The sequence below is a fragment of the Rhodococcoides fascians A44A genome, from assembly GCF_000760735.1.
GTDB lineage: Bacteria > Actinomycetota > Actinomycetes > Mycobacteriales > Mycobacteriaceae > Rhodococcoides > Rhodococcoides fascians_E.
The window spans coordinates 1586771-1604728 of sequence record NZ_JMEX01000008.1; the positions used below are offsets into that span (position 1 = coordinate 1586771).

The 17958-nt window shown below is 59.1% G+C and carries 15 protein-coding genes; 13 read left to right on the forward strand and 2 right to left on the reverse strand.

Annotated features, from left to right (window positions below):
• Window positions 1–5 precede the first annotated feature (5 nt).
• Both BH95_RS19770 and BH95_RS19775 read left to right on the forward strand, forming a co-directional pair.
• Entirely contained in the window at window positions 6–1385 is a 1380-nt protein-coding gene (locus BH95_RS19770) for an MmgE/PrpD family protein (protein ID WP_037183651.1), read from the forward strand.
• Between the two features lie 79 nt (window positions 1386–1464).
• Window positions 1465–2811 (forward strand): MFS transporter, encoded by a 1347-nt coding sequence (locus BH95_RS19775; protein WP_052060091.1) that lies wholly within the window; start codon window positions 1465–1467, stop codon window positions 2809–2811.
• 34 nt (window positions 2812–2845) lie between these two features.
• On the opposite strand, the gene BH95_RS19780 is transcribed toward BH95_RS19775, so the two are convergent.
• Entirely contained in the window at window positions 2846–3628 is a 783-nt protein-coding gene (locus tag BH95_RS19780) for an IclR family transcriptional regulator (protein ID WP_037185251.1), read from the reverse strand.
• Between the two features lie 374 nt (window positions 3629–4002).
• Between BH95_RS19780 and BH95_RS19785 the strand changes: the two genes are divergently transcribed.
• From BH95_RS19785 to BH95_RS19795, 3 genes are read left to right on the forward strand one after another with little or no spacing between them, the layout of a single operon-like run.
• Window positions 4003–5304, forward strand: coding sequence for an MFS transporter (locus BH95_RS19785; RefSeq protein ID WP_157773105.1), 1302 nt, complete (start codon window positions 4003–4005; stop codon window positions 5302–5304).
• A gap of 51 nt (window positions 5305–5355) precedes the next feature.
• Window positions 5356–6837: an aldehyde dehydrogenase gene (locus BH95_RS19790; RefSeq protein ID WP_037183653.1), complete on the forward strand. Its 1482-nt coding sequence runs from the start codon at window positions 5356–5358 to the stop codon at window positions 6835–6837.
• Between the two features lie 53 nt (window positions 6838–6890).
• A complete protein-coding gene (locus BH95_RS19795) occupies window positions 6891–7649 on the forward strand; it encodes an SDR family NAD(P)-dependent oxidoreductase (protein WP_208601183.1) in 759 nt (252 codons plus the stop codon).
• Window positions 7650–7675: 26 nt separating this feature from the next.
• Here BH95_RS19795 and BH95_RS19800 read toward each other — a convergent pair whose 3' ends face one another.
• Window positions 7676–8914: an MFS transporter gene (locus BH95_RS19800; protein WP_157773107.1), complete on the reverse strand. Its 1239-nt coding sequence runs from the start codon at window positions 8912–8914 to the stop codon at window positions 7676–7678.
• 524 nt (window positions 8915–9438) lie between these two features.
• Between BH95_RS19800 and BH95_RS19805 the strand changes: the two genes are divergently transcribed.
• From BH95_RS19805 to BH95_RS29625, 8 genes are all read left to right on the forward strand, one after another.
• Window positions 9439–10116 carry an aspartate/glutamate racemase family protein gene (locus tag BH95_RS19805; RefSeq protein WP_037183658.1) on the forward strand — a complete coding sequence of 226 codons (678 nt, stop codon included), beginning with the start codon at window positions 9439–9441 and terminating at the stop codon, window positions 10114–10116.
• A gap of 43 nt (window positions 10117–10159) precedes the next feature.
• Window positions 10160–11701: a four-carbon acid sugar kinase family protein gene (locus BH95_RS19810; RefSeq protein WP_208601184.1), complete on the forward strand. Its 1542-nt coding sequence runs from the start codon at window positions 10160–10162 to the stop codon at window positions 11699–11701.
• Window positions 11702–11777: 76 nt separating this feature from the next.
• Window positions 11778–12629, forward strand: a complete 852-nt coding sequence (locus BH95_RS19815) for a class II fructose-bisphosphate aldolase (protein WP_037185259.1) — start codon at window positions 11778–11780, stop codon at window positions 12627–12629.
• Window positions 12630–13438: 809 nt separating this feature from the next.
• On the forward strand, window positions 13439–14812 hold the full coding sequence (locus BH95_RS19825) for an MFS transporter (RefSeq protein WP_208601185.1): 1374 nt from the start codon (window positions 13439–13441) through the stop codon (window positions 14810–14812).
• Between the two features lie 29 nt (window positions 14813–14841).
• A complete protein-coding gene (locus BH95_RS29830) occupies window positions 14842–15870 on the forward strand; it encodes a zinc-dependent alcohol dehydrogenase family protein (RefSeq protein WP_037183661.1) in 1029 nt (342 codons plus the stop codon).
• A 180-nt stretch (window positions 15871–16050) separates the two neighbouring features.
• Complete coding sequence (locus BH95_RS19835) at window positions 16051–16389, forward strand: carboxymuconolactone decarboxylase family protein (protein ID WP_037183663.1); 339 nt, start codon at window positions 16051–16053, stop codon at window positions 16387–16389.
• A gap of 454 nt (window positions 16390–16843) precedes the next feature.
• Complete coding sequence (locus BH95_RS19840) at window positions 16844–17302, forward strand: lipocalin-like domain-containing protein (RefSeq protein ID WP_037183665.1); 459 nt, start codon at window positions 16844–16846, stop codon at window positions 17300–17302.
• Window positions 17303–17508: 206 nt separating this feature from the next.
• Window positions 17509–17868: a cyclophilin-like fold protein gene (locus tag BH95_RS29625; RefSeq protein ID WP_037183667.1), complete on the forward strand. Its 360-nt coding sequence runs from the start codon at window positions 17509–17511 to the stop codon at window positions 17866–17868.
• Window positions 17869–17958 lie beyond the last annotated feature (90 nt).

Genomic DNA, 17958 nt, shown 5'->3' on the forward strand with positions numbered 1-17958 from the left:
CGACGATGACGAACCGTGACCTCTCTCAGGACCTTGCTGAGTTCGCTGCAAACACGCGATATGTGGACTTGCCGGCGGGCGCGGTCGCGGCCGCCAAGAAGAGCATTCTCGACACACTCGGGGTAATCCTGGGCGCAAGTGGCATGGAGCCCGCTGTCAGACCGATCATCGAGCTTGTCACCGATGCAGGCGGTAAGGAAGAAGCAACCATCCTCGGTTTCGGTGGCCGCGTTCCCGCCGCAGCCGCAGCCTTCGCGAACGGCACTCTCGCACACGGTCTCGACTACGACAGCCAGACTCCGTGGGGTGCACACCCGGACAGCTCACTTGTGCCGGCTCTCCTTGCTCTGGCCGAACGCAAGGGCTCCGTGACCGGCAGGGACCTCATCACCGCGGTGGCCATCGGTCAAGAGTTGTTCATCCGGCTACGTTGCAACGTCGGATGGAACATGGACTGGAATCTGTCGAGTGTCGTCGGGACGTACTCGGGCACTGCCGCCTGTGGCTCATTGATGGGGCTGACCGCAGAGCAAATAGCCCACTCGTTGGGCATTGCAAGCCTTACCGCAGGCGGCACCATGGAGCAAATATTCGGTGTCGGTAGCGACGTCCGGGGTCTGTACGCGGGATTCATTGCTCAAAGCTGTGTGAACGCAACCCTCCTGGCCGGGAAAGGTATGCATGGAATGCGGAACCTCTTCGAGGGGGAGGCCGGAATTTTCAACGTCTACTTCGGCGGCAAGTACGACCGCGAGAAAATGCTTGAAGGCCTGGGAGTCGACTACCTTAGCGAAGGCATGACGTACAAGTACTGGCCAGCGGTCGGAAACGCGCATACATACATTCATGCCGCAATCGAGCTGGTGCGCGAAAACCCCTTCGACGCTGCCGACATCGCCGAGGTCAGAGTGTACGTCGGCAACTTCGCAGAACGGATGACTCTCCCACTCCACGCTCGACAAGCACCGCAAACCATGATGGACGCTAAATTCTCGCTACCGTTCACAGTCGCAGTAGCACTGGTGAAGGGCTCGATGCTGTTGTCCGCCTTCTCTATTGACACATTGAAAGATGCTGAAGTCCTTTCTGTGGCGAGCAAGGTGGTTCCGGTACAGGATGCCGAACTCAACTGGGATCTGAAATTGCCGGATGGCAAAGTCGAGGTGCAACTCAGTAACGGACAAGTATTCACCCGCCGGGGTTCTGATGTTCCTGGCACGCCGGAGCGACCGATGACCGTGGAAGAACTGTCGAAGAAGTTCGATGACTGTGCCCGCGTTTCTGTTCGACCACTACCGACGGTGGACATCGACCGGGTGACGACACTGCTCTGGGGGTTGGAGGCGTGTAACGACCTGACCGAAATCATCGAGCTCCTTCGCTGAGCGATGATTCTTTTAGATGTACCGAGTTCCGAAAGTTCTGTTCAAAAAATTCTGGTCGAATCAAGATGGAGGTAGTGCGGTGACTACAAATCCTCAGCCGGTCAGTTCGCCGGTCGACGGCAAGGCAGTTGTCAGGAAAGTGCGAAAGACGATCCTGCCGATTGTCTTTCTGCTTTATGCGTTCAACTACATGGATCGTTCATCGATCAGCTATGCCCAACTCACAATGGGCAGTGAGCTCGGCATCGATGTGGCAACCTACGGTGCTATTGCGGCAATCTTCTTTCTGGCCTACGTGCTCTTGGAAGTTCCGAGCAATATCATCCTCGCTCGGGTCGGTGCGAGGGTTTGGCTGGCGCGTATTGCGATTACCTGGGGCTTGGTCACTGTTGCGACCGGATTCGTACACTCTGTTACTCAGCTGTACGTCGCACGAATATTGCTCGGGATCGCTGAAGCGGGGTTGTTCCCCGGTCTGATTCTGTTTCTGACATTTTGGTTCCTCAACCACGATCGTGGCCGCGCCATAGGTGTTATGGCGCTGGCAATGCCGTTTGCCCTCATCGTCGGTAGCCTCAGCGGTGGGCTTATTCTCGATCATGTCGATTGGTTCGGGCTCAGTTCGTGGCGCTGGATCTTCATCTTGCAAGGTTTGCCGCCGGTCCTGCTCGGAGTGTGGATATTGCTGACGTTGGCGGACCGTCCGAACAAGGCAAAGTGGCTCAATGCCGACGAGAAGAATTGGCTGGAGAATTCGATTGCGGACGAGTACGCGGCCATGCCGGAAGACGACCAGGACCACTCGAGCGAGCTCAAGACGCTGAAGAATCGCAAAGTTCTGTATCTCGGACTCATCAATGCTCTCGCAGGAGTTGCCACCTACGGAATGACGTTCTTCCTTCCGCAGGTCGTGTCCCAGCTGAATCCGGAATACTCACCCACCAGCATCGGAATTTACGGAGCGATTCCGTACGTCTGCGGCGCCATCGTGATGTTGCTTTTGGTTCGGTATGCCGATATCAGCGGTCGACGAAAGCCAATTGTTCTGTTCTGCTTCGCCACTGCGATAGTAGGTCTTGTTACAACTGGTGTGTTCCGGGACTCGCCGCTGCTGGGGATGATTGGTTTGATACTTCTTGCATGCGGTGTCATCGGGAACATTCCGACATATTGGGCCCTGATCAGTGAGGTTCTGACCAAGCGTCAGGCCGTTGTCGGTATTGCAGTGATCAACTCGCTCGCCTCCGCGGGCGGATTTTTCGGACCGTTCCTCATCGGCAAGATAGCGACCCCCGGCGACATCATCGTCGGAATGAGCGTCCCGTTGGTTGCACTAACTCTGGCCTTCGTCTTATTGCTTTTCGTCAAGGTTCCGCAGCGAGACCCCCTGCGCATTAGCCGGATCGAGAAAGCGCAAAGAAGCTGAGTCGACAATTTAGAGATGCGTCTCCGATTCGACATCAGTGCTTGGCACTCGCTCCCGCTCCCATTCTGCGGGAAAGGCTTTCGCAGGTCTGCACCAACAACATCCGAGCATGGTCCGGGTCTACATTCTCGGTTCCCGTCAGTCGGTGAATGAACGGGGTGGTCATTGCGGCCACGGCATTGCCTGTGAAGTCGAAGACAGGTGCAGAAATGTTGGTGATACCTTCGATTGTAAGCGACCTGCCTTGGCAGTAGCCTGCTCCCCGTACTTGGGCGAGATCTGCTAGAAACCTAGTGCGCTGGTCACTATCACCGGGCCCGGCAAGGGTAAGCAAAATCTCTAGGTCGGCGGGATCCATCTGCGAAGCGAGTACCCGACCGGACGCAGAGTTGTCGATCGGAATGAGCGCACCCAGTCGAACGGTGTGCACGTTAGTATCGGGGCAATCGACCTGAGCGACGACGAGTAATTGACCAGAATGAAGGATGCAGAGGTGGATGCTCTGGCCGATACGATTGGCAAGCTTCTGCATCTCGCTCCCTGCAATTGCAGTGAGACGCTGAATGGTAGGGGTGCGGTGCGCCATTTCGAACAACTTTGTCGTCAGTCGGTATCTGTCGGCTTCATCGACCTGGACGTAGTCTCGCTCGCGTAGCACCATCAGAACTCGGAAGATCTCGGATGTCGTTCTCCCCAGTTGCTTACCGATTTCGGCCTGAGCAAGACCGTTTTCGGTGGAAGCGAGAAGCTCCAGAATGTCGAGGCCCTTCGCCAGCGCGGGCGCTCGGTACTTCTGATCCTGTGCTTCTGCGGTCAACGTCTTAGCCCATCTTTCGCGGTAGTCATCGTAACTGCCAAATAGTTTCATATATGAAACATCGTGTCAAGAAGAATCGAGGAGAGGCGTTGGCGATAGGAAGTGGCTATCCGGGTGTTCGGATGTCGGTATTGGACGCGGGTCCTGGGAGAGGGGTTAATGGGTCAGGGGAGTTGTGATCGAGGCAACATCAATACCGAAATCGAGCAGCCATTCCGTATCGGGACCTCCTGGGCCCGGTCCACCGCAGCGACCGCCCGGCGACTCGATGAAGAGATTCGGAGAGTGAAGTGAACACAGATAGTCAACCGGAGTCGGCCGCTCCTATCCCGGCCGCGCGTATGCAGCCCAGAACGATGGAGACTCGCGCCGTCGTGAGTGGCACCCTAGGGTCTGCTCTGGAATATTTCGATTTTGCCGTCTACGGCGCTCTCGCAGCAACACTGTTCCCGGCCTTGTTCTTTCACAGTCTGGGGTCCACTGGTGCGCTCCTGGCATCGTTCGCGACGTTCGGCGTCGGTTTCGTCGCACGACCGGTAGGCGCGGTGGTATTCGGCCATCTCGGCGATCGACATGGGCGGAAGCCCATCTTGTTCGCCACGCTGATTCTCATGGGCGGTTCGTCGATCCTGATCGGTTTTCTGCCGACGGGACAGGGGTTCGGCATTGCCGCTGTGCTCGTGGGTCTGAGGTTCGTTCAAGGATTTTCGTTGGGCGGCGAAGCCATCGGAAACCAACTCATGACGATGGAACACGGCGACAAGAGCCGGCGAGGACTACTGGGCTCGTTCATCATAGTTGGCTCGCCGGTCAGTCAGGTACTCGCGAACCTCGCTTTGGTCGTTCTCAGTGCAACACTCAGCCAGGAGCAGTTCGAGTCGTGGGGTTGGCGCGTGCCGTTCCTCGGCAGCATCCTTATCGTCGTCGTAGCCGTCTTCATCAGAACGAAGCTCGAGGAAACCCCAGCGTTCGTAGTCAACAGTGCTGTCGAGCAAAGGATCGAGAAGTCTCGCGGTGCCGGACTGTCGGTGCTGAGGACGCATCCACGCAAGGTTTTCATGCTCACGCTGGCCTGGGGCGGCTCGTCACTCAGTTTCTACTTGATCGCTGTGTACGGGCTGAGCTACCTTCCGAGTGAGACGGGGATGTCCTCGCAGACGGCGTTCGTGATCCTGATGATTGCCAACGGCGTATCCATCTTCTTCTCGATCGCCGGTGGATGGGTATGTGACCGCATCGGACGCAGGAAAGTCTTTTACATCGGACTCGCAAGCTGCTTCGCTGGAATTTTACTCTTCTTCACCCTTGCCAGCGCGAACGGATTCGTGACAGGCCTGATAGTGACCTTGGTCTTGTGCTCGATTCAATTCCTCAGTGGCGCTCAGCCTGCATTGTTCGCGGAGCAGTTTCCGACCGAGGTGCGATTTTCAGGCGCTGCCATGTCACATACGTTTTCCAACTTGATCTTCTCTGCCCCGGCACCTTTCGTTGCAGCAGCTCTCGCTGCCGTAGGTGGCACCAGCTCGGTGATGGTGTTCACGCTGGCAGTGATTGTCGGCTCGGCATACGCGGTGTCCAATCTCGACGAGGGCCGTCACATCGAGCTGTCCGAATACACGACCGACCGAGTTGCCGCCACCGCGCACGGTACAGCCGGAGCTCGACCTGCGCCGTGACCGAATTCGCATGGCCAACTCTCGCATGACAATAAAACGAAGGGATCGACTATGAAGAAGTACCAGATGTTCGTCGACGGAGATTGGGTCGACCCCGACGGAGGGCAGTGGACCGACACCGTCGATCCCTATCGAGGGGAAGCGTGGGCGCAGATCCCTCTCGGTAATCAGAACGACGTCACACGGACGGTTTCGGCAGCCCGCCGCGCGATGACCGACGGACCGTGGTCGTCGATGTCGGCGTCGGCGCGCGGAAAGATCATGCGCCGTTTGGGAGATCTCGTACTCGCGAACGCCGATCACTTGGCGGCCGTCGAGGTTCGTGACAACGGAAAGCTACTCGCTGAGGTTAACGGACAGTTGGCATCGCTTGCCGATGTTTGGTACTACTACGCCGGGTTGGCCGACAAAATTCAGGGATCGACAATCCCCATCGAGAAGTCCGATTCGGTTGCCTTCACGTACCGAGAGCCGATCGGGGTTGTCGCAGCTCTCACCGCGTGGAATTCGCCACTGTGGTTTGCGGCGGTCAAGTGTGCACCGGCGCTGGCCGCCGGGTGCACCGTCATCGTGAAGCCGTCGGAGTTCGCTTCTGCCAGTACGTTGGAATTCGCCGAGCTGACCAGGCAGGCCGGGTTGCCTGCCGGTGTGTTCAATGTCGTGACAGGACTCGGCCCGGATGTCGGCTCGGCGCTCGTGGAACATCCCGATGTCGCGAAGATTACGTTCACTGGGTCCGATACGACCGGGGCCAGGGTCTACGAGAGCGCCGCTCGCACGATGAAGCGTGTGTCGCTCGAACTGGGCGGAAAATCACCGAACATCGTGTTCGAGGACGCGGATCTGGACAAGGCCGCGACAGGAGTGGTCTCGGGGATTTTCGGTGCCTCAGGGCAGATGTGTTCCGCCGGCTCGAGGCTGCTCGTCCACAGTTCCATCAAGGACGCGTTCACCGAGAAGTTGGTGGAGATTGCCCGCAGCATCCGACTCGGCGATCCGAACGATCCACTGACCAATGTGGGCCCCATCGCTACGCCACCGCAGTATCGAAAAGTACTGGACTACATCGACATTGCGAACGCCGAGGGAGCTCGTTGCCTTCTCGGCGGTAAGCCGGCCAGTGGCGCTGATCTCACCGGTGGTCAGTTCATCGAGCCGACGATCTACACAGACGTCACCAACGACATGCGGATCGCGCAGGAGGAAGTGTTCGGCCCCATCCTTTCGATCATCGAATTCGAGGACGAGAAGCACGCGATCGCCCTCGGTAATGACGTGGCGTATGGCCTTGTTGCAGGCGTGTGGACCGAAAACGTTGGACGCGCGCTACGAATGTCGAAGGCCCTCGACGTCGGGACCGTGTGGGTGAACACCTACCGTACGTACAGCTACATGGTTCCATTCGGCGGTACCAAACAGTCCGGTTTAGGTCGCGAACACGGAATAGAAGCCGTGGACGGATATCTCGATACCAAGAGCATTGTCATCTCCACCGATGACGGTGCGCCATCCAATGCTTTCGTGATGCGCTGAGTCGGATCGTCGTTGGTTGCTGAGATCGGAAGACAGAGGAGAGGGACGGCATCATGACGCCTTCGATAGGCATGGAAGCTCATTCGACGACCCCCGGGCAACGATTGCTCGGACGCAAAATAGTTGTGACCGGCGCAGCGTCGGGAATCGGCAAGTCGACTGCCCAGCTCTTCGCGAGCGAGGGTGCTTCGCTCGCGCTACTGGATCGTGACGAACGTGGCGTAATGCAGTCTGCCGAACTTACCGGTGGAACCGGTTACGCGGTCGATATCACCGACGAGGAGGCGGTTGGGTACACGGTCGATCGAGCGGGCACTGCGCTGGGCGGCATAGACGGTGTAGTCAATGCCGCAGGAATTATGTTCCGCGGCCTGGCATCCGACGTCACGGCGGCGGACTGGCGGCACGTGCTGGAGGTCAATTTGACCGGTGCTTACATAGTTCTGCGTAGTTGTATCCCCTGGCTGCAGAAGGAGGAGACCGCGACAATCGTGAATATCGCGTCAGCGCAAGGCTTGCTACCCAATGCCCCCGGATACACCGCATACGCCGCCTCCAAGGGTGGAGTGTTAAACCTGACTCGCGTTCTCGCCGCCGAGCTGGCACCGACAGTGCGAGTCAACAGTGTGTGCCCCGGGATGGTGGACACCGCGATGGCAGACGGGCACCGAAACAACGTTGGGAACTATGCGCTGGGCCGTTTGGCTGAGCCGATCGAAATTGCTCGTTCGATTCTGTTCTTGACCAGCTCGGAATCTTCGTACGTCACAGGCTCAGCGCTCGCGACCGATGGAGGCCGGTCCTTCCACTGAACCGGCTACTGCCAAGCGCATCGGAACTATCTGGGGCTGGTCGACTCATCGACCAGCCCCAGATCGCTCGATGTGACTGCGGTTCGGCGCCTGTGACGCACGCAGACCACGCACAACACCGCGATGTCGACGGTAATGAGTATCGATGCGATCATGGCGACAGCAGGCGTCTGGCCGAGCCCGTAAGCAAGAGGTGCCAGGACGGCACCCGTCGAACCACCCGCAAAGACGGCGACCATGAACATGGTGTTGGCTCGCGCCTCGTACTGCTCGTTTGCGGAGAGCACCCTCGTCTGGTTTGCTGCCTGCAGCGATTGGTTGCAGGCAGTTACGACGAACAGTGATACCGCGAACAACGCGATGTGATCGGAATCGAGTGCGACGGATATGCAGGCGCACAACAAGATCGGCAGGCTCACTGCGATCACCCCAAGGGATCCGAATCGGTCGATAGCCGGGCCGAAAAGTGGGGTTATCACAACCGCTGAAAGGCCGACCAATCCGAAGAGTCCCGCGGACGCAACCGACCAGCCGTGGGTCTCCGACGTCAGATGTATCACGCTGACAGTCCAGAACATGTTGAACGTCGCGAATGCGAAGAACTGTATGAACGAGGATTCGACGAGTTCGGGACTACGTGTGGTGAGCCTCAAAGTATCGGCCAGAAGCACGCGGTACTTACTGCCCGGTGCGGGAGTTACCCACTTCACCTGCAGAATTCGTCGAGTAAGCGGAATGGTGCAGAGGATCGTCGCGGCGAAAACAGCAACGACGAGCCTCCATCCGATCGAGTCGACAAGCAGACCGGCAATGATTCGGCCACCGAAGACCCCGATCAGAAGAGCGCCGACCATGGTCCCGGTAGCCCGGGACCGTTTGTCCTCCGGAGCCAATTTGCCCACCACCGGAATGAGGACCTGCGCAATATTGGCCACCAGCCCAACTGTGAAGAAGCTGATCGCTAGCGCAACGACATTGGGCACCACCGCGGACACTGCTAATGCCACGCCGAGCGCGGCCGACTGAATCGTGATGTGTCGACGCGGATGTACTCGGTCGGCAAGTGGAACGAACAGGAATATTCCGATTGCGTAGCCGATTTGGACCGCGGTCGCCACTGCACCGGTGACCAACGGTGAGATACCGAACGACGCCGCCATGGCGGTCAATAGCGCCTGTGGCAGATAGATGATGCTCACTGCAATGGAAGCCGAAGCCGCAAGAATCAGCAGACGGATGGTCCAGGTTCGTTCTCGCGATGCCAATGCCGATCCTTGCTGTGGGCGTCGAATACTCGTCGGTGAGGCGCATCAGGGGAGTGCGCCCATTCCAGACTGTCGACTCCACTCTACGTTGATCGGCACATATTCTGGTACGCGGGGGAATTGGGCGATCACGCTCGTTCGGCCGACGTGAGCCGCGTGGTTACGCACATCGCGGGTCCATAGAGGGAGGCTATATGGCTGATCACAAACCGATATTGGACATGGAATTGTGCATGCCTGTTAATGGTATGTGACCCGAAAGGACTTTCAGGGGAGGGAATGGTCGGATCGCGCTCGAGCGCCGATCGGGCTGACTCCCTGCGACCACCCTTCGCCGCGGACCTGCCGTTTCGTGAGCGCGTCGACCGTCAGCCGGCTCGTGTTGTGACCAATTCACGGCCGTGCCACTGCGTCATGCAAATTGATTACGCGTCGCGATCTGCGGACGTAGCCGTTCGCCCCAATGAACCGTTCGCCGAACACGCTCTGATTCACAATCCGGTGCCACCTAGAAAGAGGATATCGTGACAAAGAAGATTGCAATTCTCCATACGAGCTTCGTTTTCGTCTCCGTCGAGCCTGTGATCAACGACTTGATCGCCGAGTTGATTCCCGATGCAGAGGTGATGCATTTCGTGGACTCCGATGTTCTGGCCACAGTCGTTCGCGAACAGGGAATCTCTCGGAAGAGTGAGGAACGGATGACCCGTCTTGCCCAGGCTGCGGAGGCCGCAGGTGCCGACATCATCTTTTCCGCGTGCTCCTCGCTCGGCCCGGCGTTGGATGTTGCCGCGCAGAACGTCAACACCCCCGTAGTTAAGATCGACGAGGCAATGGCACTCCAAGCCGCCAGCGACGGTCGACGGATCGGCGTTCTGGCAACGGTGCCGACCACTCTGGGCCCTACGTCCGATCTGATCGAAAAGAAGGCAGTCGAGATCGGCCGCGAGGTGGAAATCCAGCAGCGGTTGTGTGAGGGTGCGTTCGCGGTTCTGATGGCCGGAGACCGCGAAAAGCATGACGCACTGATTATCGAGCAGGCGACGAACCTCGCCGAAACGGTCGACCTGATCGTTCTGGCGCAAGCTTCGATGAACCGCCTCGCCGAGGTGTTGCAGGAGAAAACTGGGGTTACTGTGTTGTCCAGTCCGCGCATGGGTGTCGGTTACCTGGCTGAACGCGTCTCCGCAGTGGCCGTCTGACAGATCCGAGTTTGTCTACCTCGAAACCGAACTAGCCGTCACAATGGAGTGCGCAGTGTTGCTCGAACATGAAGTGTTGTCAGCTTTTCCCGAAGAGGTAACGATTTCAGCGTCGGCCGTGTCGGAGAACATCGCGCACGACGGCGACAGTTTTCGCGTATTGGTCGTACTGGATGACGACCCCACAGGCACGCAGTCCGTGTGGGACGTACCGGTACTCACCCGGTGGGAGCCGAGTGATTTCGACTGGGCCTTCAAGCACATTCGAGAAGAGAAAACCAAACCGGCTGTATACGTACTGACCAACACTCGCAGCCTCAGCCCTGCCGAGGCCGCTGCCCGCAACGAAGAGGCGGTACGAAACGCGCTGACATCGGCCGCGACCGTAGACGGACGCTTGACACTATCGTTCGTAAGCCGGAGTGACTCGACTCTGCGTGGACACTACCCACTCGAGCCCGACGTCATCGCCGCCACCGTGAAAGCGGTGACCGGCGATGGCACCGATGGCGTTGTGGTCGTCCCTGCATTTCCCGACGCAGGTCGGATCACCATCGGTGGAGTCCACTACATGCGCGCGACGGGTACCGAGTCGGGAAACCTGATACCCGTCGGGGAAACGGAGTTTGCGAGCGATGCCAGCTTCGGCTTCGTCCACTCGTCGCTGCCCGAGTACATCGAAGAGAAGTCGGACGGTCGTTTTCCTGCGAAGTCCGTGATCGTCCTGGACCTGAACGTCATCCGAGCGGGTGCGGCCACACAGGACCCGAGCGTCTCGGCCAAAGCTATTGCCGATGCCATCGAGCCTGCAACGAACTCGACTCCGATCGTCGCAGACGTTGTCACGGAGAACGATCTTCGAGCCTTGGCGCTCGGACTGCTGGAAGCCGAACGCCGCGGAAAGAAGCTACTGTACCGAGTCGGTCCGCCATTCGTCCGGGCGCGCATCGGTCAGGAAATCCGTGCCGCTCTGGTGTCAGAGGACGTATACGCAAGCAATACTTCCGCCCAAGCCGGCGGATTGATCGTGGTGGGATCGCATGTTGCGATCACCACCCGTCAACTCAACGCCCTCACATCGGCTCACGGATCGGCTCGTGTCATCGAAATCGATGTCGAGCAGCTACTGCTTTCCGGTCGCCAAGCGCCCGACAACCCGTATATCGACGGTATCGTCGCCGATGTAGTCGATGGCCTGCATGACGGAGACGTCATCGTGCACACTTGCCGAGCACTCGTCAAGACCGATGATGCATCGTCGAGTTTGGAAATTGCTCGTACCGTCTCCGCTGCGGTCGTTGATGTCGTGAAGAGGACCCTCGAAGCCTTTCCGCCCCGGTTTGTCATCGCCAAGGGAGGGATTACGTCCTCCGACGTGGCCGCATACGGTATGGAGATCCGCCACGCGATTGTGCGCGGGCCCATGCTGCCCGGCATTGTCTCTCTGTGGGAGCCAGCCGAAGGTCCGGGTAAAGGCATCCCGTACATCGTATTTCCCGGCAACGTCGGCGACGATCGATCGCTGGTCGATGTGACTCGAAAACTGAGTAGCAAATTCGAGGAAAAAGTCGGCGGGACAGCATGAGCACATATCGCGGATCGAGCTCGTTCGTAATCCGACAGCTGGGTTCCACTGCTGGGTGTTGGCACGGTGTCCTCTGATGCGCACGCGACTCGATGATCTGGTTTCCGTGAGCCTGTTGCGTGGGTCGGCTGTGCCCGCCTTCACCTGTTACGACTTCACGACGGCGCTCGCCGTTGTCGCCGCTGCGGAGACTTCCGGCTGCGGGACGACGTTGCTGGTCGCTCCCAAGGTGGCGGCGACCGAGAACGGGTGCCGGCTGATCACGGCACTTCGAGGCCTCGCGGACGGAGCCGTCGTTCCGGTCGCAGTCCAGCTGGACCATGCTGGAGACTTGGAAGTGATCGCCGCGGCGGTGGCGGCGGGGGCCGATTCCGTTCTGGTGGACGGTTCTGCCCTCGCGTACGAGGACAACATCGCGTTGGTTCGAGCGGCACGAGAGCTCATCGGCCCGAACATCGTTATCGAAGCAGAGCTGGGTGGCCTCGCCGGCGACGAGGACCGTGCTCATGTCGCGTCCGATGCCGAGGAATCCAGTGCTGGCCTCACCGATCCCACATTGGTCACGGACTTCCTGGCTCGGACCGGTGCTCAACTTCTTGCCGTTGCAGTGGGCAATGTTCACGGCGCATATCGCGGCGAACCACAGTTGAAGTGGGATGTTCTGCGCGACGTCGCCACGCGCACCTCGATACCACTCGTCTTGCACGGTGCATCGGGAATCCTAGCGGAGGATCTGGCCAGGGCGAGAACGATGAACGTCGGCAAGATCAACTTCAACACAGAGCTGCGAACTGGCATTCTCGAGGTTCTCGAACTCGAAATCCGTTCGCACCGTGCGGACGGGGAGAACCTGCTCGGTCTGCTGGGGCGGTGGGATGATGCTGCCCGCGCATTCGGCGTTGCGACCCTGACGAACCTCACTCGTTGAGAGCCACAGAGCAATCGGCACCGAGCATCTTGTAAAGAGCGTCAGGGTCCTCGCTCGATTATGGCGATCGGATGGACCGTACAACCGAATGAGCAGCGTCGGTGACGGTGTCCGCTATATCTTGTTCCGCCGCCAACACCGTTGCTTGTCATCGGAAATCGGGCGGTTGGGTTGATCATTTGGCGATCGACGAGCCGGTCGTGGCCCCTGTCGACAGGCCTGCTTGTAGACCCGCACTTTTCCACTCGAAATGGCTGCGCTGCGCGCGGGGGTTATCTCGGCCGAGCAAAATTCCGAGCCGACCGGGTGCACCGCACATCGCGCCGATTCCTGCGCTCGGCCGACCGAAATTCGAGTAGGCGAAACGCATCCGCTGTGTCCGGCACCTCGATCGACCAGCAGTTGGTCGGTGGAGATCGTAGTGGTCTATATGCCGAATCGGCTTTCGGTATTGGACGTGGGCGAGCTGTGACGACTTAATGGACATCGAGCTCAACGTGATCTGTACAACAAGAAGGACGATTGATCTTGCACGCGACCAAGTGCAGCATCTCGCTGTTGCCTGCCAACGGATCCCGCGAAGACCACCTGGAGCTCGGTGCTTGCGCCCGACGAAATAAGAACACCAATCAAAGGTATGTTGCAGTGAAAGCTGAACTTCGAACGTGTCCGGTCGATCGAAGCAGGCGAGGTGTACGGCTTCTCGGTGTCGGTACTGAGCCAGTGTCGAGAGGGGCGGGGCAGTGAGCACACGCATCGATGTTGGTAGGCGACTCGACAACTTGCCGATGGGAAGATTCCATCGGCGCATGATCATTCTGGTAGGGCTCGGAATGTTCTGGGATGCATTCGACAACAAGCTCTCTGCTGCAGTTCTTGCTTCGATGCTGCCTACCGGCTTTTCTACGCTGGAACTGAACTCTCTGTTTCTGTCGTTCACGTTCGCTGGTCTGGCGATCGGGGCAGCGTTCGCGGGTTGGCTCAGCGACCGCGTCGGCCGAGGCTTCGCATTTCAGTTCAACCTGGGGTTGTTCGCAGTCTTGGCGTTGTGCGCCGCGATGGCACCAAACATGGAAATTCTGATTGCCCTGCGCTTTCTCATGAGTATCGGGATGGGTGCCGAATACGTCATCTGCTACGGCATGATCACCGAGTTCATTCCGCGTGCTCGTCGTGGTCGGTATCTGGGAATCCTCGGCTTCTTCGGTGGACTGGGAGTGACAGTGTCCGCTGTCTTGGGTTGGTTGGTGATTCCCACCTTCTCGTGGCGCGCGATGTTCGTTATCGGGGGCGTAGGTGCACTCGTTGCGTGGTGGCTGCGCCGGTCGATGCCGGAGTCGCCGCGGTGGTTGGAGTCACGCGGGCGGTACGAAGAAGCCGAAGCGGTCATGCAGGAGATCGAAAGGCAGAACGGCACCCCGCACAGCCTGAACAACTCACCGGAGAGCTCCGACGCCGCGTCGACCTCCGTCAGCGCGAAGGCCGAATGGGTACCGATCACGGTGCTGTTTTCCCGTCCGGTGATCGCTCGGACGGCAATGGCTTTGTTCCTCACTGTCATCTGCTTGTTCGGCTCCAACGTGATTACTGGTTGGATGCCCACTTTCTTCGTCGAGCAGGGGCTCACTGTGTCGCGGTCCTTAGGCTTCAACGCCGCGATAATGTCCGGATACGTTGTCGGGCCGTTGCTGTGCGTTCTGATTGCTGACCGAATCGGTCGTCGAAACAGCATCGTGATCTTCGGAACACTCGCTGCGATATTCGCGGGTATCTATCCCTTCATGCAGCATCCGGCTCTGATTGTCGTCATCGGCTTCATCCTGGTGGCCATGGCCGCATCGTTCTTGACGATGTGTCTCGGCACAGTGCCTGAGTTCTTCCCGACCGCCTTCCGGTTCCGCGGCGGGGGATTGACTCAGACCGTCGGTCGTGTGGGCTTGATCTTCTCCCCGTTCATCGTCCTTTGGTTGTACTCCCACTTCGGAATTGTCGGAGTAATCCTGGCTCTGTCGGGCTTGTATGTGATCGCAACCCTGATGTACGCCGTTGCGCGCGTCGACACTTCTCGAGAAGCTCTCAGCCAGATCTCCGAGGAGGCTCTGTCTGGAGTCGATCGAGAGGCCGATTCTCGGACGCAGAAGGACGCCGACGTGTCGGTCGGACCGACGCGAACCGGCAACTGACCCCGTCAACCACACATGGGAGCCACAAAATGGATGCTGTAGTTTTTCTTGGCGAGAACCAGATCGAGGTTCGTCGCTTGCCGGATCCAGTGCCAGGTCCGGACGAGGTGGTCATCAGTGTCAAGGCCTCCGGGATGTGCGGCAGCGACCTGCATCACCTACACAGCCCGAAACGGCCCGCGGACGCACAGGTAATCGAAGGCCATGAGCCGTGCGGAGTTGTCGATTCCGTAGGAAATGCGGTCCGACCCACCGAGGCACAGGTGGGGGATCGCGTCATGGTCCATCATTACGACGGCTGCCGCGCATGTCGGTACTGTCGCTCCGGCTGGACGCAATACTGCCCGAACGGCCGTATCGTGTACGGGGGCCTCAACGGCGATGGTGCACACGCTGACTTCATGAAGGTCCCTGCGCACACGCTGATCAAACTGCCGGATTCTTTGTCGTTCAAGACGGGTGCGGCGATCTCGTGCGGAACGGGTACTGCGTTTGCGGCGATCAAAAGGATCGACCTGAACGCTACTGACACGGTCGCGATCTTCGGTCAGGGACCTGTCGGATTGAGTGCGACGTTGTTGGCCAAAGCATTCGGTGCTCGCGTCATTGCGGTGGACATCGATCCTGCACGACTCGAGATGGCGAAGCGGTTCGGTGCCGACTTCGTTGTCAACTCCGCGGAAGTCGATGCAGTGGAGGCCGTTCGAGCGTTGACAAGTGACGGCGAGGGTGCAGACAAGTCGATCGAATGCAGCGCCAACGCTACCGTGCGTCAACACGCAGTGCTGTCGATTCGGCCTTGGGGGACTGCGTGCATGGTCGGTGTATTCGGCCCCTTGGAGATCAGCAGTGACGAGCTGATCCATCTTCACAAGACGATCGTGGGGTCGCTTACGTTCAGCAAGAATCTCCAGGAGGAGTGCGCATCGTTCGTGGCGGAGCGTGACCTCGACATCGAAGCATTGTTCACAGACGACTTCCGGATTTCCGAAGCTGAACGTGCTTACAGGTTGTTCGATCGACGCGAGATCGGCAAGGGCGTATTCGTCTTCGACTGACGCCTCGGTGTCGCACGGGCAGCAGGGGACCAGCGCTTTGGCCACAATCCTCGAGAGCTCCGGGTCTCATATCTTCAGGTTCGAGCAGTGAATGATGCCCTGTCGGTGCGCTCTTCGGCAGTGCCTTCCCTCCTCGGGCCTTACACGCCATGCTGGTGATATCGACCAGGAAGGATTGCCGTGACCGACCAACCAAAGCAAGTAGGAGGTGGGCGGGCGAGCTTCGGGGAGTTCGCCCCTAAGCTCGCCGAGCTCACCGACGACGTGCTCTTTGCCGATGTCTGGAACAGGACCGAACTTGCTGCCCGCGACCGAAGCCTGCTGACAGTAGCGGTGCTGACGGCCGGGGGCGACACCGAGCAGCTCGGGTTCCACCTCGGGCGCGCTGTTGAGAACGGCCTAACGCAGAACGAGCTGATCGAGGCGATCACGCACGTCATGATGTACGCGGGTTGGCCCAAGGGGATGGCTGCGATGGGCGTCGCTAAAGAATTGTTCGACGGGGATGCTGCCCAATAAGTTGGGCTGCAGGTGAGCTCAATCGAATCGATCGAGATTGCAGGATCGTGAAAATCGAGTCCGCTGTATTGTCGCGACGGTTCGTTTCGCCCCGGGAGCCAGCACGGCATGCACTTACACATGAACGGTCAACACTTACGCGTCATGCAAAGAATAGGACTGCCCCGTTGCCGCGTCGGGGGTGTTGTGAAACACATCTCCGTGGTTCAGAAGGGCGAGGATCCTGCCAGCCAGCAGTGTTTTGACGCCGATCCGATGCGTTCAGATGTCGATCGCCTGCCCGGACCGGCCCCATGGGCGGTCGCTGAATGTCCATGTTCGGTGTTGCAACGCGGCTGATCGGTACGACGGCGACAGAGGATGCGAGATAGGTGCCCTGGCAGGGACTCCCATTGTCCGATTTGTGCACCTACCGTGTGGAGAGACGATTTGTCTCACACTCGAGGTAGGAACGATGAAGAAGCAAATACTTACGGGAGCAATCACATTGGGGTTGCTGGGTTCGATCGCTGCGTGCTCGCAAGGCTCGGACGAGGAGGGTAGCGACTCGCTGGTCGGCGAGTGGCGCATGACGTCACTCGAGGTCGGGACCGAGGGCGACCTGCAGCCGGTGCCTTACTCGGGCCAGATCACCTTCACCAGTGACACAGTGTCCGTCCAGGCCATGAACCCAGACACCGAGGCACCTGACACGGCTTTGACGGTGCAGGGATACGAGGCGTTCTACGGCGACCTGACCACCGATGCGGATGCCGGAACATTCACCATCACAGTCGAATCGGCGTTGGCACGCGATTTGATCGGGCAGACCCTCGATCGAAACTACGAGGTCGATGGCGACACGTTGGTCCTGACGCCGAGTGATCCGGCAGACGGATTTCGTGTGACCTACGAACGTCACTCCAGCTCGTGAGCGGGATGGGCACGACAGCCAGGGTCCGATCGAGAATGCGCGGGGCGTCGTCTGCGGTTGGACTGCTGTGCGTCCTTGCACTTGTGTCCTGCTCCGGGGGAACCGATTCCCCCGACGTCGCAGCATCGGAATCTTTTGCCACGCCACGGACCGCGGATACCGCGACGACCAGCGGGGAGAATGTCACGACGGAGAATGGAGAATCCATGCGAGTCGAAATTCAGGTAGGCGGCACAACGGTCGGTGGAACGCTGAACGACAGCGCGGCAAGTCGTGAACTGCTGGCACAACTTCCACTGACGCTTACCCTGTCCGATCACGGCTCGGTGGAGAAGACCGGACCGCTACCTGCCGAATTGACAACCGACGGTTCACCTTCGGGAGCGGACCCCAACCCGGGTGACATCGGGTACTACTCTCCGGGAAACGATTTCGTCCTGTACTACGGGGACCAAAGCTACTTCCCCGGAATCGTTATCTTGGGGAGCATGGACGAGATCGGACCCGACGTCGTCGGGGCGATCGAAGGCAGCGTGACGGGTACAGTTGCTCGATCGGACCGATGAACAGCGGACAATAGGAGCGGTTCGTGCACCCGCCTTCCAGCCGGCGGGCGGGTGTTCGACGCGTAGCAGGTTCGGCGGTCGTGTCGTTGT